This window comes from Kribbella sp. NPDC003505 (assembly GCF_040610875.1).
GTDB lineage: Bacteria > Actinomycetota > Actinomycetes > Propionibacteriales > Kribbellaceae > Kribbella.
In genome coordinates this window covers 96,515-113,950 of the sequence record NZ_JBEXNA010000004.1, presented here as the reverse complement: position 1 = coordinate 113,950, position 17,436 = coordinate 96,515, and the positions used below count along the sequence as shown (strand labels likewise).

The 17,436-nt window shown below is 70.5% G+C and carries 14 protein-coding genes; 6 read left to right on the top strand and 8 right to left on the bottom strand.

The features are described 5' to 3' along the window. Position 1 precedes the first annotated feature (1 nt). The 6 genes from guaD to ABZX12_RS14085 form a co-directional block, all read right to left on the bottom strand. A complete protein-coding gene (gene guaD / locus ABZX12_RS14110; protein ID WP_355693081.1) occupies positions 2-1,282 on the bottom strand; it encodes a guanine deaminase in 1,281 nt (426 codons plus the stop codon). Then, positions 1,279-2,202 carry a xanthine dehydrogenase accessory protein XdhC gene (gene xdhC, locus ABZX12_RS14105; protein ID WP_355693079.1) on the bottom strand — a complete coding sequence of 308 codons (924 nt, stop codon included), beginning with the start codon at positions 2,200-2,202 and terminating at the stop codon, positions 1,279-1,281. Before xdhC ends, guaD begins: the two co-directional genes overlap by 4 nt. Next, a complete protein-coding gene (gene xdhB, locus ABZX12_RS14100; protein WP_355693077.1) occupies positions 2,190-4,529 on the bottom strand; it encodes a xanthine dehydrogenase molybdopterin binding subunit in 2,340 nt (779 codons plus the stop codon). The genes xdhC and xdhB overlap by 13 nt, the downstream gene beginning before the upstream one ends. Further along, a complete protein-coding gene (locus tag ABZX12_RS14095) occupies positions 4,526-5,962 on the bottom strand; it encodes an FAD binding domain-containing protein (RefSeq protein WP_355693075.1) in 1,437 nt (478 codons plus the stop codon). Before ABZX12_RS14095 ends, xdhB begins: the two co-directional genes overlap by 4 nt. Then, a complete protein-coding gene (uraD, locus tag ABZX12_RS14090; protein ID WP_355693073.1) occupies positions 5,959-7,884 on the bottom strand; it encodes a 2-oxo-4-hydroxy-4-carboxy-5-ureidoimidazoline decarboxylase in 1,926 nt (641 codons plus the stop codon). Before uraD ends, ABZX12_RS14095 begins: the two co-directional genes overlap by 4 nt. Before the next feature lie 142 nt (positions 7,885-8,026). After that, positions 8,027-9,559 (bottom strand): helix-turn-helix domain-containing protein, encoded by a 1,533-nt coding sequence (locus ABZX12_RS14085; RefSeq protein ID WP_355693071.1) that lies wholly within the window; start codon positions 9,557-9,559, stop codon positions 8,027-8,029. Between the two features lie 164 nt (positions 9,560-9,723). Here ABZX12_RS14085 and ABZX12_RS14080 point away from each other — a divergent pair, with 164 nt between their 5' ends. The 6 genes from ABZX12_RS14080 to ABZX12_RS14055 are packed head-to-tail and all read left to right on the top strand — an operon-like array spanning position 9,724 to position 16,507. After that, positions 9,724-10,536: a TIM barrel protein gene (locus ABZX12_RS14080; RefSeq protein ID WP_355693069.1), complete on the top strand. Its 813-nt coding sequence runs from the start codon at positions 9,724-9,726 to the stop codon at positions 10,534-10,536. A 19-nt stretch (positions 10,537-10,555) separates the two neighbouring features. Next, the gene (locus ABZX12_RS14075; RefSeq protein ID WP_355693067.1) at positions 10,556-11,440 is read left to right on the top strand and encodes a 2-hydroxy-3-oxopropionate reductase; all 885 of its coding nucleotides are present in this window, start codon (positions 10,556-10,558) and stop codon (positions 11,438-11,440) included. After that, positions 11,440-13,215, top strand: coding sequence for a glyoxylate carboligase (gene gcl, locus ABZX12_RS14070; protein WP_355693066.1), 1,776 nt, complete (start codon positions 11,440-11,442; stop codon positions 13,213-13,215). The genes ABZX12_RS14075 and gcl overlap by 1 nt, the downstream gene beginning before the upstream one ends. 3 nt (positions 13,216-13,218) lie before the next feature. Then, positions 13,219-14,358 (top strand): glycerate kinase, encoded by a 1,140-nt coding sequence (locus ABZX12_RS14065; protein WP_355693065.1) that lies wholly within the window; start codon positions 13,219-13,221, stop codon positions 14,356-14,358. Further along, complete coding sequence (gene allB / locus ABZX12_RS14060) at positions 14,355-15,695, top strand: allantoinase AllB (protein WP_355693063.1); 1,341 nt, start codon at positions 14,355-14,357, stop codon at positions 15,693-15,695. The genes ABZX12_RS14065 and allB overlap by 4 nt, the downstream gene beginning before the upstream one ends. After that, on the top strand, positions 15,692-16,507 hold the full coding sequence (locus ABZX12_RS14055; RefSeq protein WP_355693061.1) for a bifunctional allantoicase/(S)-ureidoglycine aminohydrolase: 816 nt from the start codon (positions 15,692-15,694) through the stop codon (positions 16,505-16,507). The genes allB and ABZX12_RS14055 overlap by 4 nt, the downstream gene beginning before the upstream one ends. On the opposite strand, the gene ABZX12_RS14050 is transcribed toward ABZX12_RS14055, so the two are convergent. After that, entirely contained in the window at positions 16,497-17,036 is a 540-nt protein-coding gene (locus tag ABZX12_RS14050) for a GNAT family N-acetyltransferase (RefSeq protein WP_355693059.1), read from the bottom strand. The two genes, ABZX12_RS14055 and ABZX12_RS14050, sit on opposite strands and share 11 nt — an antisense overlap. A 50-nt stretch (positions 17,037-17,086) precedes the next feature. Continuing rightward, positions 17,087-17,218 (bottom strand): hypothetical protein, encoded by a 132-nt coding sequence (locus ABZX12_RS14045; RefSeq protein ID WP_355693057.1) that lies wholly within the window; start codon positions 17,216-17,218, stop codon positions 17,087-17,089. Positions 17,219-17,436 lie beyond the last annotated feature (218 nt).

The window sequence follows — 17,436 nt, the reverse complement described above, 5'->3', positions numbered from 1 at the left end:
GTCAGTGGTGCAAAAGCTCTCCGTTGATCCAGACGGCCTGGACGTCGGCGGGGGTGCCGAGGGTGAAGATGCGGGCGAGGGCTTCTTCGGTGTCTTCGGCGTGGGTGATGGCTACGGCCAGGGGGGAGCCCTCCGCGGGGCGGAGGAGTTGGGCGTCGAAGTGCTGGCCGACCGAGAGGTGGCCGACGTGGGGGAGGGCCAGGGCTTCGGCGCCGGCTGTCGTGGCGAGGTAGAGCAGGTGGGCTGCGGTGAGCGGCCGGCCGTGGTCGCCGAGGAGTTGCTGGCAGAAGTACGCCTGCAGGCCTTCCTTCAGCAGTGAGAAGCCGGTGCCCGCGCCGACGTCCGATCCGAGCGCTACCCGGACCCCGAACTGCAGGTGCCGGGTCAGCGGGAACAGTCCGCTGCCGAGCGCCGCGTTGCTGGTCGGACAGTGCGCGACCGTCGCGCCGCTGGTGGCGAGCGTCTTCAGCTCGACGTCCGTCGGGTGCACGTTGTGCGCGAGGACGGTACGCCGGTCCACCAGGCCGTGCCGGTCGTACGTCGTCACGTAGTCGCAGCCCCCGAACAGGTCGGCGACGGACGCGATCTCGGCCTCGTTCTCGTTCACGTGCGAGGTGAACAGCGCGCCGGGGATCGCCTCCATCAGCTCCCGGCAGGTCGCGAGCAGCTCGTCGGTGCACGACAGCGAGAACCGCGGCGTCACGGCGTACCGGTTGCGTCCGACCCCGTGCCAGCGGTTCGCGAGCGCGAGCGACTCGGCGTACGCGCGAACCGGTGTGGTGAGCAGCTCCGGCCGTAGCAGCCGGTCGCTGAGCACCAGACCGCTCGTCACCCGCAGACCGACCTTGGACGCGGCGCCGAACAGCGCGTCGACGGCGTCGGTGTAGTGCGCGCCGAAGACGAGCGCCGACGTCGTACCGGCGGCCGCGAGCCCGCGGACGAACTCGTTCGCCACACCGGTGGCGTAGTCCACGTCGGCCATCCGCGCCTCCTCGGGCAGCGCGTACCGGTCGAGCCACTCGAGCAGCGGCAGCCCGAGACCGCCGACCGCGCGAATCTGCGGGAAGTGCACGTGGGTGTCGACGAATCCGGGCAGTACGACGCCGTCGCGCAGGTCCACGACCTGCTCGGCGGGATGCGCCTGGCGGAGCTCCGCGAACGGTCCCCGGGCAACGATCAGCCCGTCCTCGACCAGCAGCCCCGTGTCGCTGCCGACCCGCAGGCCGGCGCCGTCGAACGGGTTCTCCGGCGTGTCGACGAACGTGCCACGATAAAGAGTCATGCCTGTGCCTCACGCTGAGCCGGCGCGGGGCGACGCACGGCAGGACGGGCCGACGCGGGATGCCGGTCGGCGAATTCGGGCCGGGCGGATCGCACGGCGGATCGGGACGGTGCGGGCGGCGGTTCGGCCGCGAACCGCTGCAGAAGCCACCCGGCGACGCTGACCGCGATCACGGCCGGCTCCTTGCCGGGGAGATCGGGCAGGCCGATCGGCGTGGTGATCCGCGCGATCGCCTCGGGCGGGTTGCCGTCCTCGGCGAGCTTGCGCTGGAACCGCGTCCACTTGGCGCTGGAGCCGATCAGGCCGATCGTCGCGAGGTCCTCCTTGCGGATCGCGGCGTCGCACAGGGCCGCGTCCTCGGCGTGGTCGTGGGTCATGATCACCGCGTGGGTGCCGGGCGGGAGCTCGCCGACGACGAGCTCCGGCAGCACGGGCACGTTGCGGACGTGAACGTGTGCGACCGCATCGTCCAGCGCCGACAGCCGGTCGGCCGTCAGTTGATCGGCCCGGGAGTCGATCAGGTGCAGCTCGAGATCGTGCCGGGCGAGGATCCGCGCGAGCTCCAGGCCGACGTGCCCGACCCCGAAGATCGCCACCGACGGAACGACCGGCAACGGCTCCAGCAACAGCTTCACTTCACCACCACAGCACTGCACTCCGTGCTGGTACGGCGCTTTGTCGGACAACGCGGCGGTCAGCACCTCCGGGGTCGTCAGACCGTCGGCGATCAGCTGCCGCGAGCGCTCGACCGCCAACGCCTCGAGATTCCCGCCGCCGACCGTCGACCAGACGTTGTCGGCAGCAACAACCATCTTCGCGCCGGCCTCCCGCGGAGCATGTCCTCGCACGGACATCACGGTGACCAGCACGCCGGCCTGCCGTCCGGATCGCAACCGCTGAACGGCTTTCACCCACTCCACGACACACCTCCCCGGGCCCGATCGACCGCCCAGTACACGGCCTCCGGTGTGGCCGGCGACGGCAGATCCACGCTGGTGCCGGCCGGGCCGAAGGCGGCCGCAGCCTGGCGCAGGGCCTCGCGGACCGAGAACGCCAGCATGAGCGGCGGTTCGCCGACCGCCTTGGAGCCGTAGACGGCGCCTTCCTCATGCGCCTTCTCCAACAGCGTGACGTTGAAGACCTCGGGCATCTCCGAGAAGCTCGGCAGCTTGTATGTGCTCGCGGCCTGGGTGGACAGCCGCCCTCGCCGGTCGCCGGAGCTCTCGTCCCAGCGGAGGTCCTCAAGCGTCAGCCAGCCGGCGCCTTGTACGAAACCGCCTTCGATCTGGCCGATGTCGATCAGCGGACTGAGGCTGTCACCGACGTCGTGGACGATGTCGACGCGGCGCAGGGTGTACGCGCCGCTGAACCCGTCCACCTCCACCTCGGCCGCCGCGACGCCGTACGCGAAGTACTTGAACGGCTCGCCGCGCATCGCGTTCGCGTCCCAGTGCAGCCCCTCGGTCCGGTAGAAGCCGGCTGCCCACAGTTGAACGCGCTGGTGATACGCGAGGTTGACCAGCTCGTTCCAGTCCACGCCGTCCCCGGACAGCCCGCGGACGACGCCATCGACGAACCGCACATCCAAAGGGCTGATCCCGAGCTTCCCGCCGGCGACCTGCGCCAGCCGCTCGCGGATCTGCTCGCACGCGTTCTTGATCGCCGCGCCGTTGAGGTCGGCGCCCGAGGACGCCGCGGTCGCCGAGGTGTTCGGCACCTTGTCGGTCCGCGTCGGAGCCAGCCGTACCCGCGCCAGCGGCACACCCAGGGTGGTCGCCGCGACCTGCAGCATCTTCGTGTGCAGGCCCTGCCCCATCTCGGTGCCGCCGTGGTTGATCAGCACCGATCCGTCCTTGTAGACGTGCACCAGCGCGCCCGCCTGGTTGAACGCGGTCAGGTTGAACGAGATCCCGAACTTCACCGGCGTCATCGCCAGCCCGCGCTTCAGGTGCGGATGCGACGCGTTGAACGCCTCCACCGAGGCCTGTCGCTCGGCAATCTCCCCGTTGGCCAGCACCTGCGACCAGCACGACTCGAGCCGATCCGCGTGCCGGACCGGCTGCCCGTACGGCGTGGAGTCGCCCGGCTGGTAGAAGTTCCGCCGGCGCAACTCCGCCGCGTCGTACCCGAGCAGCGGCGCGCACCGTCCGAGGATGTCCTCGATCACGAGCATGCCCTGCGGCCCGCCGAACCCGCGGAACGCGGTCTGCGACGTCTTGTTGGTCTTCGCGATCCGGCCGTCGACCCGGACGTGCGGGATCTCGTACGCGTTGTCGATGTGGCACATCGCCCGCGCCAGCACCGGCTCCGACAGGTCGAGACTCCAGCCGCCGTCGGCGGTCAGCGTCGCGTCCAGCGCGACAAGCCTGCCGTCGGCGCCGAATCCGACGGTCCACGAGCTGTGGAACCCGTGCCGCTTGCCCGACATCGTCATGTCCTGCGTGCGGTTCAGCCGCAACCGCACCGGCCGGCCGGTCAGCGTCGCGCCCAGTGCGGCGATCGCGGCGAAGCCGTGCGGCTGCATCTCCTTGCCGCCGAAGCCGCCGCCCATCCGCAGGCACTGCACGGTCACCGAGTGGCTGGCGAGCCCGAGCACGTGTGCGACGATTTCCTGCGTTTCCGAGGGATGCTGCGTGCTGGACTGCACGAAGATCTGCCCGTACTCGTCGACCAGCGCCAGCGCGGCATGCGTCTCGAGATAGAAGTGCTCCTGCCCGGCGAACTCGAACTCGCCGCGGAACACGTGTTCCGCCCCGGCCAGCGCCTGGTCGACGTCGCCGCGCTCCAGGTGCCGCCCGATGCCCTGGAAGCTCTCGGCCTCGATCGCCTCGCGAACGGTCACCAGCGACGGCAGCGGCTCGTACTCGACCTCGACCGCCGACGCCCCCAGCCGCGCGGCCTCCAGCGTCTCGCCGAGCACCCAGCACACCGCATGCCCGTTGAACATCACCTCACCCGGGAACAACGGCTCGTCGTGCTTGACGCCCGCGTCGTTCACCCCCGGTACGTCGTCCGCCGTCAGTACGCGGACCACACCGGGCACGTCGTACGCCGGTTTCACTCGCAGCGCGGTGACCCGAGCGTGGGCGTGCGGCGACTGCACCGGCCATGCGTGCAGTACGTCGCGGGTGCGCATCACCAGATCGTCTGTGTACAAGGCCGCACCGGTCACGTGCAGCGCGGCACTCTCGTGCGGCATCGGTACGCCGACCACGGCCGCGGCGGGCCGTTCGGACAACGAGCTCATGCGCCGACCCCCTGGAAGTAGAAGCGCAACAACGACTGGCCGAGCATCGCGGAGCGGTACGACGAACTCGCGCGGTGATCGTCCATCGGCGTACCCTCGGCCGCCATCACGGCGGCGACGGTCCGCACGGTCTCCTCGGTCCACGGCCGGCCGATCAGCGCCGCCTCCGTCTCACGGGCGCGCAGCGGGGTCGCCGCGACACCACCGAGGCCGATCTTCGCGTCCCGGACGATGCCGTCGGCGACGTCGACGGCGTACCCGATCGCGACGCTCGAGATGTCGTCGAAGCGCCGCTTGGCGATCTTGTGGAACGCGCTCATCGGTGCCAAGGGCAACGGAATGACGATCGTCCTGATCAGCTCGTCCGGCGCCTTCACGGTCTGCCGGTAGCCGGTGAAGTACTCCGCCAGCGGCACCTGCCGCTCGCCCCGGCCGGAGGCGAGAACCAGCTCCGCGTCCAGTGCGAGGAGTGCGGGTGGAGTGTCTCCGATCGGTGATCCGGTGCCGAGGTTCCCGCCGATCGTCGCGCCGTTGCGGATCAGCCGGGAGGCGAACTGCGGGAAGAGCTGGTCGAGGAGCGGGATCCGCCCCGCCAGCCGCCGTTCGATCTCGGTCAGCGTGAGCGCCGCGCCGATCCGCACCTCCTCGCCGCCGAACGAGAACTCCCGCAGTTCGTCCAGCCGGTCGATCGCGATGGTCAGCGGCGGGCGGTCACCGAAGATGTTCACCTGGACGCCGAGATCGGTGGAACCGGCAACGACCACCGCATCGTCCCGATCGCCCAGCATCGCAAGCGCCTGGTCGAGTGACGCCGGTCGGACGAACTCGCCTTCCGCAGACACCATGCCGGTCGGCGCCGGGGCGGGCGGTGGTGTGTCACGGCGTACGGCGAGCGCGTCGTTGTCCGCAGGCATGTCCAACGCGTAGGCCGCGTCCCGGATCGGGCGGTAACCCGTGCACCGGCACAGGTTCCCGCTCAACGCATGCAGATCGAACCCGTTCGCGCCGTGCTCGTGGTCACCTTCACCACAGGCACGACCCGGGCGGTAGTACTCGGCGGCCATGCTGCAGATGAAGCCCGGCGTGCAGAAGCCGCACTGCGAGCCCCCGCGGACCGCCATCTCCTGCTGCACGGGGTGCAGGTCGGCAGGGGTGCCCAGGCCTTCGGAGGTGATCACCTCCTGGCCGTCGAGGGACGCGACCGGCAGGAGACACGCGTTCACCGCGGTCCACTCGGTCTGTGAGTCGGTGCCGGGGCGGGCGACGAGGACGGAACAGGCACCGCACTCGCCCTCCGCACACCCCTCCTTGGCGCCGGTCAGGCCGCGGTCGCGCAGCCAGTCCAGAACCGTCGTGTGCACGGAGACCGCGCCGATCGCGGTGAGCTCGCCGTTCACCGTCAAGGCGGGGGCGCGCAGGGCTTGGGTCGTCATCGGTTGGTGCTCCATCGGGTGCGTGCGCTGTGGATCGGGTTGGCGTCGGACACGAAGTCGTCGAACCGGTAGCCGGCGATCTTCGCGATCTCGAGCAGCGCGGCGGCGTGCTCCTGGTTCTCGCAGTTCCCGAGCCGTTCCCGGCCCTGCTCGACGATCCGCTCGTACGACTCGGCGTCGCGGACCGAGATCACCAGCGGGAATCCGAACCGGTCCTCGTACGCCGAGGTGATCGCGGTCAGCTCGTCGCGCTCGGGGTCGCCGAGGAACGTCAGCCCCTTGTCGGACTGGTCCCGCAGCGACGCCTCGCCGCTGAGGCCGTCGGCGACGAACTGCGAGCCGAGCCGCGGGTACGCCTGGATCAGTTCCAGCTGCTCCTCGCGGGAGCCGGAGAACAGCGCCTCCTGGAACGAGCGCCGCAGCGCGTGCGTGTCGGCGTACGGCCGCATCTCCCAGGCCCGCTCGACCGCCCAGCGCGGGCCCTGGAACAGGCCGCCGAACGTCTCGACGAACTCCTCGCGGGTCATCTCGTTCACCTGGTCGAGCCGGACCGTGTCGCCCGGCTGGCCCGCCACCGCGGGCCCGAAGTTCTTGCCGACGTGGTGGAACAGGATGTTCAGGCCGATCGCGGTCAGGCTGCCGAGCGTGATGCCGCTGCCGAAGATGATCTCGGCCCAGCTCGGGACGGCCTGCGCGACCTGCGGCTGCGCGGTCACGTACATCGCCAGGCCGACGCTGGTCGCGACGATCACGACGTTGCGGTGGTCGTGGAAGTCGACCTTCGCGAGGGTCTGGAAGCCGACCACGGCCACGGTCGCGAACATCGCCAGCGCCGCGCCGCCGAGCACCGGATGCGGTACGCCGGCGACGATCGCACCGGCCTTCGGCACCAGACCGATCAGGATCATGATCGCGCCCGCGGCCGCGACCACCCAGCGGCTGCGGACCCGGGTCAGCCGGACCAGGCCGACGTTCTCCGCGAAGCAGGTGTACGGGAACGAGTTGAAGACGCCGCCGATCGTGGTGGCCAGGCCGTCGGCCCGCAGCGCCCGCGCGATGTCCTCGCGGCCGACCCGCTTCTCGACGATCTCGCCGGTCGCGAACACGTCGCCGGTGGTCTCCACGGCGGTGATCAGCATCACCACGACCATCGAGATGATCGCCGCGACCGAGAACTTCGGCCAGCCGAAGTAGAACGGCGTGGTCACCCCGGCCCAGGCCGCGTCACCGACCGCGCCGAAGTGCGCGTCCCCGAACGCCCAGGCGACCAGCGTGCCGACGACCAGGCCGATCAGGACCGCGATGGTCGCCATGAAGCCCTTGAACACCCGCTGGATCAGGACGATCAGCGCCAGCGTGCCGAGCGCGTACGCCATGTTCTTCCCGCTGGTCGGCGCGGCGCTCGGGCCGGCGCCGCCGACCGCGTCCCCGGCCGCGACCGGCAGCAGCGCCAGACCGATGATCGTGATCACCGACCCGGTCACCACCGGCGGGAAGAACCGGATCAGCCGGCTGAAGTACGGCGCGATGAAGAACGTGGCCAGTCCCGCGACCAGGACGGCGCCGTAGATCACCAGCAGCCCGTCGGTGCCGCCGCCCGCCGCGAGGCCGATCGCGATCATCGGCGAGACCGCCGTGAACGTCACGCCTTGCAGCAGCGGCAGCCGGACGCCGACCTTCCAGAAGCCGACCGACTGGATGATCGACGCGATGCCGCAGGTGAACAGGTCGGCGTTGATCAGGTGGATGAGCTGCTCGGTGCTGAGCCCGATCGCACTGGCGAGCAGGATCGGTACGATCACCGCCCCGGCGTAGAACGCCAGTACGTGCTGAGCGCCGTACACCGCGAGCTTCGCAGGTGGGAGCACCTGGTCGACGGGGTGGCGGTTGGTATGGCGGCTCGGTCGCAGGACTGCCTTCATCGGGGACACGCTCCTCGGCTGCTTGGGGCGGTGCGGGGATTTGACCTGCACCTGAGCATCGGCTCACCGGGGGACGGATTGCACCCGGTGAACCTCCGAAGATGAACGGCCGGAGAACGGTCCGTTTTGTGTGATCACACAACTACAGCGATTTGAGCGCCAGGAACACGTCCACCCGGTCCTCGAGGCTCGACAGATCGCGTCCGGTCAGTTGCTCAACGCGTTCGATCCGGTAGCGAACGGTGTTGACGTGCAGGTGCAGGGACTCCGCCGTCCGTGTCCACGAGCACGAGCAGGCGAGGAAGGCCTGCAGCGTCATGAGCAGGTCGGCGTGGGTCCGGCGGTCGTGGTCGAGAACCGCACCGAGGACGCGGTGGCTGTAGGTACGGCGTACGTCGTCGGGCAGCGTGGCGAGCACCAGGACGTGCGAGGCGACCTCGTCCGATGTGACCACCGACACCGGCGCTCGCGCGGCACCTGCCGCCCGCTGCGCGAACCTGGCCTCCTCGAGCGCGCCGGCGAGTGCGTCGACCGCCGTCTCGCCGCTGATCCCGACCGCGAGGCGGGCCCGGTTGAGGCCCGGGGCGAGGCGACCGAAGGCCCGGCGCAGGTGCTCCGGAAGGCCCGGCGCGAACGGCAGGAATCCGACGAGCAGCCCGTCCCGCCCAGGGGCGACGACGGCCGGGCCGACCGTCAGCGCGACATCCTCCAAGAGGCTGAGAGCGACCTCGCTCGGGCCGTCGTCGCGGAGTTCGGCGACCGCCACGACCATCGGCCGCTCGGAGTGGGCGCCGGCCTGCCGCAGCCGGGCGGCGACCTCGGTCAGCGGGGCGCCCGACTCGACCATGGCCAGCGCGTCCGCCACCAACGGGCGCAGTGCGCGGCGGCCCTCGTCACGCCGGGCCCGGTCCAGGGCAGCGATCGCGCACAGCTCGTGCACCGCCTCGACGTGATCGCCGGACCATTCGTTGTGGTCGCCCTCGATCACCAGCACCCACGCCGTCAGCCGGTTGCCGAGCCCGGATCCGACCGGGAACAGGCTGTACGACGCGTCGATCGTCATCGCCACGGCCGGTGTCCGGTCCGCGGTCAGGAACTTGCGGGTGACCGCGTCGACCGCGGCCGCGTCGAGCTCGCCCGGCCCGGGAACGACGTGCCGCCCGGTCGGGGTCAGCACCCGGCAGTCGTGCCCGATCTCGGCGGAGATCCTCGCCGCCAGCTCGTCGAGGCTCCGCCCGGCGGCGATCGACGACAGCAGCTGCCGCTGGCGCACCAGGCTGGCCGACAACCGCGCGCCGGTCTCGGCCGATCCCGCCGCCGCGACGTACTCCGTGACATCGGCGAACGCGATCTCGATCGGGACCTCGACCAGGGTCACGTCGTGCCGCCGGCAGGCCTCCACGAGATCCGCCGGCACGTCGCCCAGTTGCGCCTTGCCGGCCAGGATCGTGGTCGCTCCGCGGCCGGCCATCGACGCCACGAACACCTCGCTGTCGGCGGCCTGCCGGCGCCAGACCAGTCCGGTCAGGACGACCTCGCCGCCGCTCAGGTACCGCCCGGGCTCGAGCAGGTCGGTGGTCACCAGCCGCCCGATCGGCCGATCCAGCATGCCGGCGCCGGAGTACAGCAACCGCAGCCCCAGCTCGGGCGCATCGAGCAACTCCGCCAGCAACACGACGTACCTCCCTTTAGAGGAAAGTACAACGCGCGCGCCCGCGTACGACAGCCCCTCGGTCCGCGGCCGAACCCCGCCGGACGCTTGACGCTCTCTCGATCACGCGCTTATGGTCATTTCGCAGAACAGAAATCAAGTTCCACAATGCGGAAATTGGAGTCGGGATGAGTCACCAGCTGAAGTACACGGTGAACTGTTCTTTGCTCTTCGCCGAGTTGCCTCTGCTCGAGCGGCCGGCCGCCGCGCGCCGGGCCGGGTTCAGCGCGGTGGAGTTCTGGTGGCCGTTCGTCGCGGCCGTCCCGCCGGACCGGCAGGTCGACGCGTTCGTCAGCGCGGTCGCCGACGCCGGCGTACGGCTGACCGGGCTCAACTTCTTCGCCGGTGACATGCCGGGCGGCGACCGCGGGCTGGTGTCCTGGCCGAAGCGGTCCGGCGAGTTCCGCGACAACGTCGACGTCACCGTCGGCATCGGCGAGCGGCTCGGCGCCCAGGGCTTCAACGCCCTGTACGGCAACCGCGTCGACGGCAGCACCGAACAAGAACAGGACGACGTCGCCGTCGAGAACCTCGCGCTCGCCGCCAAGGCCGCCGCGCGGATCGGCGCCACGGTCCTCGTCGAGCCGGTCAGCGGCGCGGAGCGCTACCCGCTGAAGATCGCGGCCGACGCGCTGGGCGTGATCGATCGCGTGCAGGCGGCGTACGACGTACCGAACGTCGGACTGCTCGCGGACCTGTACCACCTCGCGGTCAACGGCGACGACGTCGACCGGGTGATCGCCGACCACGCCGGCCGGGTCGCCCACGTCCAGATCGCCGACCACCCGGGCCGCAACGAGCCCGGCACCGGCACCCTCCCGCTCGACCGCCAACTGACCGCCCTCGAGGCGAACGGCTACACCGGCTTGGTCGGGCTCGAGTACAAGCCGTCCACCAACTCAGACGCAAGCTTCGGCTGGCTGCCGTTCGAGCGCCGCTGATCGACCCAGGAGACGAATCATGACCAACATCGCCTTCATCGGCCTCGGCATCATGGGCAACCCGATGGCCGTCCACCTCGCCAACGCCAGCCACACCGTCGCCGGCCTGGACCGTACGCCGGAGCGCGCGGAGGCCCTGGTCGCCGCCGGCGGCCGCGCCGCGACCTCGCTCGCCGACGCGGTCAAGGGCGCCGACGTGATCTGCGTGATGGTGCCCGACTCACCAGACGTGCAGGACGTGCTCGAGGGGGAGGACGGCGTCTTCCATTTGGCCGAGACCGGCACCCTGATCATCGACTTCTCCAGCATCCGGCCGGACGTCACGCAGCGGCTCGCCGAGCAGGCGCGGGCGAACGGCTTCCGGCTGCTCGACGCCCCGGTCTCCGGCGGCGAGGCGGGCGCCAAGAACGCCGCGCTGTCGATCATGGTCGGTGGAGACGCGGACGACTTCGCCGCGGCCAAGCCGCTGTTCGACGTCGTCGGCAAGACCGTCGTGCACGTCGGCCCGAGCGGGTCCGGCCAGACGGTGAAGGCCGCCAACCAGCTGATCGTCGCCGCGAACATCCAGGCCGTCTCCGAGGCGGTCGTCTTCCTGGAGGCGTACGGCGTCGACACCAAGGCCGCGCTCGAGGTCCTGGGCGGCGGGCTGGCCGGTTCCACCGTGCTGAACCAGAAGAAGCAGAACATGCTGTCGCGCTCCTTCGAGCCCGGGTTCCGGATCGACCTGCACCACAAGGACATGGGCATCGTCACCGCGGCCGCTCGCGAGGCAGGTGTCGTCGTACCGCTCGGCGCGCTGGTCGCCCAGCTGGTCGCGTCCGCCCGGGCGAACGGCGACGGCGGCCTCGACCACTCCGCGCTGCTCCGTGGTGTGGAGCGCCTGTCCGGCAAGGCGGTCAGCTGATGACTCGCATGCGCGCGGTCGACGCCGCCGTACTGATCCTGGAGAAGGAAGGCTCGACGCAGGCGTTCGGGCTGCCCGGCGCCGCGATCAACCCGTTCTACAGTGCGATCCGCGCGCACGGCGGGATCAAGCACGTGCTCGCCCGCCACGTCGAGGCCGCATCGCACATGGCCGAGGGCTACACCCGGGCCCGCGCCGGCAACATCGGCGTCTGCATCGGTACGTCGGGACCGGCCGGGACCGACATGATCACCGGGTTGTACTCCGCCTCCGCGGACTCGATCCCGATCCTGTGCATCACCGGCCAGGCGCCGGTGGCGAAGCTGCACAAGGAGGACTTCCAGGCCGTCGACATCTCCTCGATCGCCAAGCCGGTCGCGAAGTGGGCGGTCACCGTGATGGAGGCCGCGCAGGTCCCGGGCACCTTCCAGAAGGCGTTCCAGGTGATGCGCGAAGGCCGGCCGGGACCGGTGCTGATCGACCTGCCGCTGGACGTGCAGCTCGCCGAGATCGACTTCGACATCGACACCTACGAGCCGCTTCCGGTCTCGCGCCCCGCGGCGACCCGGGCGCAGGCGGAGAAGGTGCTGCAGCTGCTCGCGGACGCCGAGCACCCGCTGATCGTCGCCGGCGGCGGAATCATCAACGCCGACGCGTCGGACCTGCTGGTCTCCTTCGCCGAGATCACCGGGATCCCCGTCGTACCGACCCTGATGGGCTGGGGCGCGATCGCCGACGACCACCCGCTGAGCGCGGGCATGGTCGGGCTGCAGACGTCGCACCGGTACGGGAACGCGACCATGCTGGCCTCGGACGTGGTCCTGGGGATCGGCAACCGGTGGGCGAACCGGCACACCGGCGGACTGGATGTGTATCGGGGAGCTCGCAAGTTCATTCACGTGGACATCGAGCCGACGCAGATCGGGCGGGTGTTCGCACCGGACTACGGGGTCGTGTCGGACGCGCGCGCCGCGCTGGAGGTCTTCGTCGAGGTCGCCCGCGAGTGGGCCGCCGACGGACGCTTGCCGGATCGTACGGCGTGGGCCGCGGAGTGCCGCGAGCGCCGTACGACGCTGCAGCGGAAGACGCACTTCGACGCGGTGCCGATCAAGCCGCAGCGGGTGTACGAGGAGATGAACCGGGCCTTTGGGCCGGACGTGCGTTACGTCAGCACGATCGGGTTGTCTCAGATCCAGGCAGCGCAGATGCTGCACGTGTACCGACCGCGGCACTGGATCAACGCCGGCCAGGCCGGTCCGCTCGGCTGGACCGTGCCGGCGACGCTGGGGGTCGCGGTCGCGGATCCGGACAGCACGGTGGTCGCCTTGTCGGGCGACTACGACTTCCAGTTCCTGATCGAGGAGCTCGCGGTAGGGGCGCAGTTCAACATCCCGTACATCCACGTGGTGGTGAACAACTCCTACCTCGGCCTGATCCGCCAGGCGCAGCGGAACTTCGACATGGACTACTGCGTGCAGCTGTCCTTCGAGAACATCAACAGCCCGGAGGTCAACGGGTACGGCGTCGACCATGTGAAGGTCGTCGAAGGCCTGGGCTGCAAGGCACTGCGGGTCTCCGAGCCGGACGGGATCCTGCCGGCCCTGGAGCAGGCGAAGAAGCTGATGGTCGAGCACCAGGTCCCGATCGTCGTCGAGGTCATCCTGGAGCGGGTCACGAACGTGTCGATGGGTGTCGAGATCGACAACGTCGTCGAGTTCGAGGACCTGGCGATCTCACCCGAGGACGCGCCCACGGCCCTCGCGTTGCTGGACTGACCCGTGCGCGTGGTCGTTGCCTCCGACAAGTTCAAGGGCACCTTGACGAGTGCCGAGGTCGCGGACGCGGTCGGCACCGGGGTACGACGAGTCTGCCTCGACGCCACCGTGGTCGCAGTCCCGGTCGCCGACGGCGGCGACGGCACCCTGGCCGCCGCCGTCGCGGCCGGCTACACCCTCGTCCCGGTCGTAGCCTCCGGCCCCACCGGCGAGCCGGTCCACTCCGGCTACGCCCGACTCGGCAACTCGGCGGTGGTCGAGCTGGCCGATGTCTCAGGCCTGGTCCGCCTCCCCGACGGCATACCCGCACCCCTCACCGCCACGTCGTACGGCACGGGCGAGCTGATCGCCGCCGCCGTCGACGCCGGGTGCACCCGCATCATCCTCGCGATCGGCGGCAGCGCCTCCACGGACGGCGGCGCGGGGCTGATCGCCGCCCTGGCGGACCTGGGAACACCCCCTGGGGTCTGGGAACAGGCTATTGCTTGTTCCCAGACCCCAGCGCTTGTCGCCGCGAGGCTCCAAGGCGCGCGGTTGGTCGTTGCTTGTGACGTGGACAATCCGTTGACCGGGCCTCGGGGTGCGGCGGCTGTGTACGGGCCGCAGAAGGGGGCTACGCCGGAGCAGGTTGTGGAGCTGGACGCTCGCCTGGGGCGCTGGGCCGATGCGGTCGCTGACTGGACCGGCGCGGACCTTCGCGACACAGCGGGCGCCGGTGCGGCCGGCGGGGTCGGTTTCGCGGCGCTGGCGTTGCTGGGTGCCGAGCTCCGGCCGGGTATCGACCTGGTGCTGGAGATGGTCCATTTCCGCGAGCAGCTCGCCGGCGCCGACCTGATCATCACCGGCGAAGGGGCCTTGGACGAACAAACGCTGCACGGCAAGGCAGTTGCCGGTGTCGCGGCCGCTGCCGGCCGGCTGGGTCGCGACGGCGCGGGAATCCCGGTCGTCGCGGTCTGCGGTGTGAACCGCCTGGAGCCCGACAAACTCCAGGAGATCGGCGTATCGGCGGCCTACGCACTGACAGACCTGGAGCCTGACGTCAGCAGATGCATCGCCGAACCCCGCCCGCTGCTGGAACAGCTCGGCGAACGGATCGCAGCCGAGCACCTTACGATGGCACGAAGAGAGAAAGGCATCGCATGAGCGCTCTTGATCTCGTGATTCAGGCCCGCCGCGTGGTGCGACCCGACGGGGAGCGGTCGGCCGCGATCGGTGTCCGGGACGGGCGGATCGTCGCGATCTCCCCGTACGACGCGGAGCTCGACGCCGCGACGGAGCTGCGCGTCGGGGACGACGAAGTGCTGCTGCCCGGACTCGTCGACTCCCATGTGCACGTCAACGACCCCGGCCGCACCGATTGGGAGGGCTTCACCTCCGCGACGAAGGCCGCCGCGGCCGGCGGTGTCACCACGATCGTCGACATGCCGCTGAACAGCATCCCGCCGACGTGCGACGTGCCGGCGCTGGCGCTGAAGCGCAAGACCGCCGAGACCCAGGCGTACGTCGACGTCGGCTTCTGGGGCGGCGCGATCCCGGGCAACGTGCCCGACCTGCGCCCGCTGCACGACGCCGGCGTGTTCGGCTACAAGTGCTTCCTCCTGCACTCGGGTGTCGACGAGTTCCCGCCGCTGGACGCGGCGCAGGTCGAGGCCGCGATGCGCGAGATCGCGTCGTTCGACGGTCTGCTGATCGTGCACGCCGAGGACGCCCACGCCATCGACGAGGCCACCCCGCCGAACGGCGCCGGCTACCTCGACTTCCTCAATTCGCGGCCGCGCGCCGCGGAGAACGAGGCCGTCGCGCAGGTCATCCGGCTCGCCCGCGACACCGGTTGCCGCGTCCACATCCTGCACGTCTCCAGCGCCGACGTCCTCCCACTGCTCAGCCGAGCCCGCACCGACGGCGTACGGATCAGCGCCGAGACGTGTCCGCACTACCTGAGCTTCACCGCCGAGGACATTCCGGACGGCGCCACGCAGTACAAGTGCTGCCCGCCGATCCGCGAGGCCGCGAATCGCGAGCTGCTGTGGGAGGGCCTGCGCGACGGCACGATCGACCTGGTCGTGTCCGACCACTCGCCGTCGACGATCGACCTAAAGCACCTCGACACCGGCGACTTCGGCACCGCGTGGGGCGGGATCGCGTCCCTCCAGCTCGGCCTGCCGGCTGTCTGGACCGAGGCCCGCCGCCGCGGCTTCACGCTGACCGACGTCGTCCGCTGGATGTCCGCCGCCCCGGCCGCGCAGACCGGCCTGACCGCGAAGGGCGGTATCGAGGTCGGGTACGACGCCGACTTCTGCATCCTCGCCCCCGACGAGACCTTCGTCGTCGACGCGCGGCAGCTCCAGCACAAGAACGCCATCACGCCGTACGACGGCCGCACGCTGACCGGTGTCGTGCGGAGCACCTGGCTCCGCGGCGTCCCCGTCGACATCGCCGCCGACCCGCGCGGCCGCCTGCTGACCCGAGGAGAACGATGACCTTCTACGCGCCGAAGGGCGGACTGCCTGCGCAGACCGACCTCACCACCGACCGCGCGGTCTTCACCGAGGCGTACGCCGTCCTGCCGCGCGGCACGATGCGCGACATCGTCACCAGCCGGCTGCCGTTCTGGGACGACACCCGGTTGTGGGTGATCGCGCGGCCGCTGTCCGGGTTCGCCGAGACGTTCTCGCAGTACATCGTCGAGGTCGCGCCGGGCGGCGGCAGCGACAAACCCGAGACGGACCCGGCCGCCGAGGCCGTACTGTTCGTTGTCGCCGGCAACCTTGTGCTGACGGTCGCGGGCGAGAAGCACACGCTGACCGAGGGCGGGTACGCCTACCTGCCGCCGGGCGGCGACTGGACGGTGCGGAACACGAGCGACGCGGCGGTCACGTTCCACCTGGTGCGGAAGGCGTACGAGCGGATCGAGGGCATCGACGTACCGCCGGCGCTCGTCACCAACGAGGCGGATGTCGAGGGCCGGGAGATGCCGGACACGAACGGCGCCTGGAAGACGCAGCGGTTCGTCGACCCGGACGACGTACGGCACGACATGCACGTCAACATCGTGACGTTCGAGCCGGGCGGCGTGATCCCGTTCCCGGAGACGCACGTGATGGAGCACGGGCTGTACGTGCTCGAGGGCAAGGCGATCTACCTGCTGAACAAGGACTGGGTCGAAGTGCAGGAGGGCGACTTCATGTGGCTGCGCGCCTTCTGCCCGCAGGCCTGTTACGCGGGTGGGCCCGGCCGCTTCCGGTACCTGCTCTACAAGGACGTCAACCGGCACCCGAAGCTCACGCTCTGACGGTCACCGGTCGCTGCGGAGGGAGGAGCGCGTCCGTGATCAGCCGGGCGTGGCGTTCCACGTCGTACCGCGTGCCGTCGTACGCGAGCCGTTCGCGTTCGATGCCCTCGGAGAGGAAGCCGGCGCCGACGGCGACCGCGCAGGACGCCGGGTTGTTCAGGCGGTGCCCGAGCTCGAGACGGTAGAGCCCGGCCTCGTGGTGGGCCCAGCCGGCGAGCGCGCGCAGGGCATCCCGCGCGACGCCCTGGCCGCGCACGTCGGCCAGCGTCCAGTACCAGATCCAGCCCACCCGGTGCCGGTCGATGTTCGTCACCCCGACGCACCCGATCGGGTGGTCGTCGGCGTCCGCGACGGCGTACACGTGCCCGTTGTCCAGGTCCGCGACCCGCCCGATCCAGTCGACGGCGGACGCGCGGTCCACGATCCCGCCCTGATGCACCATCTCAGGGTCGTCGTGCGCCGCCGCCAGCCGCAGCGCATCACCCGTCCGCCACCGCCGGAGCCCCAGCTCCCCGAGCGCGTATCCCATCCAACGAAAATACTCCTGCGACGTCGCGCACAGACCCCCTCACGGCGCGTTCAGTTCCACACCACGGCCAGGCCCCCGACGATCACGACCACGGTGCCGAGAATCTCGACCAGGCGGTCGCCCAGCGGGATCTTCCCGTCGAACCTCCGATGGGTCGTGTCCTGATCGAAGGTGAAAGTCACCCCGCGCGCCGTGGCCAGGCAGCCGCCCACGGCGACCACCCCGCCGAGGGCAATCCCAACGGGATCGCAACCGACGGTGGTGTGGCGGTCGTCGCCAGCACGAGGGCGACCAGGTAACCGAGGCCGGTGGCGGTCAGGCATCGTGCGCGGACTGGCGTCGCCAGGCGCAGAAGTAGTGCGCCGACGGGCCAGGCGACATACGCGGCGAGGAGAACGGA

What these genes read in the sequence shown, in the direction of transcription:
- ABZX12_RS14080 (WP_355693069.1), top strand. Translation starts at nt 9,724, where the DNA reads ATGAGTCACCAGCTGAAGTACACGGTGAACTGTTCTTTGCTCTTCGCC.
- gcl (WP_355693066.1), top strand. Translation starts at nt 11,440, where the DNA reads ATGACTCGCATGCGCGCGGTCGACGCCGCCGTACTGATCCTGGAGAAG.
- uraD (WP_355693073.1), bottom strand. Translation starts at nt 7,884, where the DNA reads ATGAAGGCAGTCCTGCGACCGAGCCGCCATACCAACCGCCACCCCGTC.
- guaD (WP_355693081.1), bottom strand. Translation starts at nt 1,282, where the DNA reads ATGACTCTTTATCGTGGCACGTTCGTCGACACGCCGGAGAACCCGTTC.
- ABZX12_RS14095 (WP_355693075.1), bottom strand. Translation starts at nt 5,962, where the DNA reads ATGACGACCCAAGCCCTGCGCGCCCCCGCCTTGACGGTGAACGGCGAG.
- allB (WP_355693063.1), top strand. Translation starts at nt 14,355, where the DNA reads ATGAGCGCTCTTGATCTCGTGATTCAGGCCCGCCGCGTGGTGCGACCC.
- ABZX12_RS14055 (WP_355693061.1), top strand. Translation starts at nt 15,692, where the DNA reads ATGACCTTCTACGCGCCGAAGGGCGGACTGCCTGCGCAGACCGACCTC.
- ABZX12_RS14050 (WP_355693059.1), bottom strand. Translation starts at nt 17,036, where the DNA reads ATGGGATACGCGCTCGGGGAGCTGGGGCTCCGGCGGTGGCGGACGGGT.
- ABZX12_RS14075 (WP_355693067.1), top strand. Translation starts at nt 10,556, where the DNA reads ATGACCAACATCGCCTTCATCGGCCTCGGCATCATGGGCAACCCGATG.
- xdhB (WP_355693077.1), bottom strand. Translation starts at nt 4,529, where the DNA reads ATGAGCTCGTTGTCCGAACGGCCCGCCGCGGCCGTGGTCGGCGTACCG.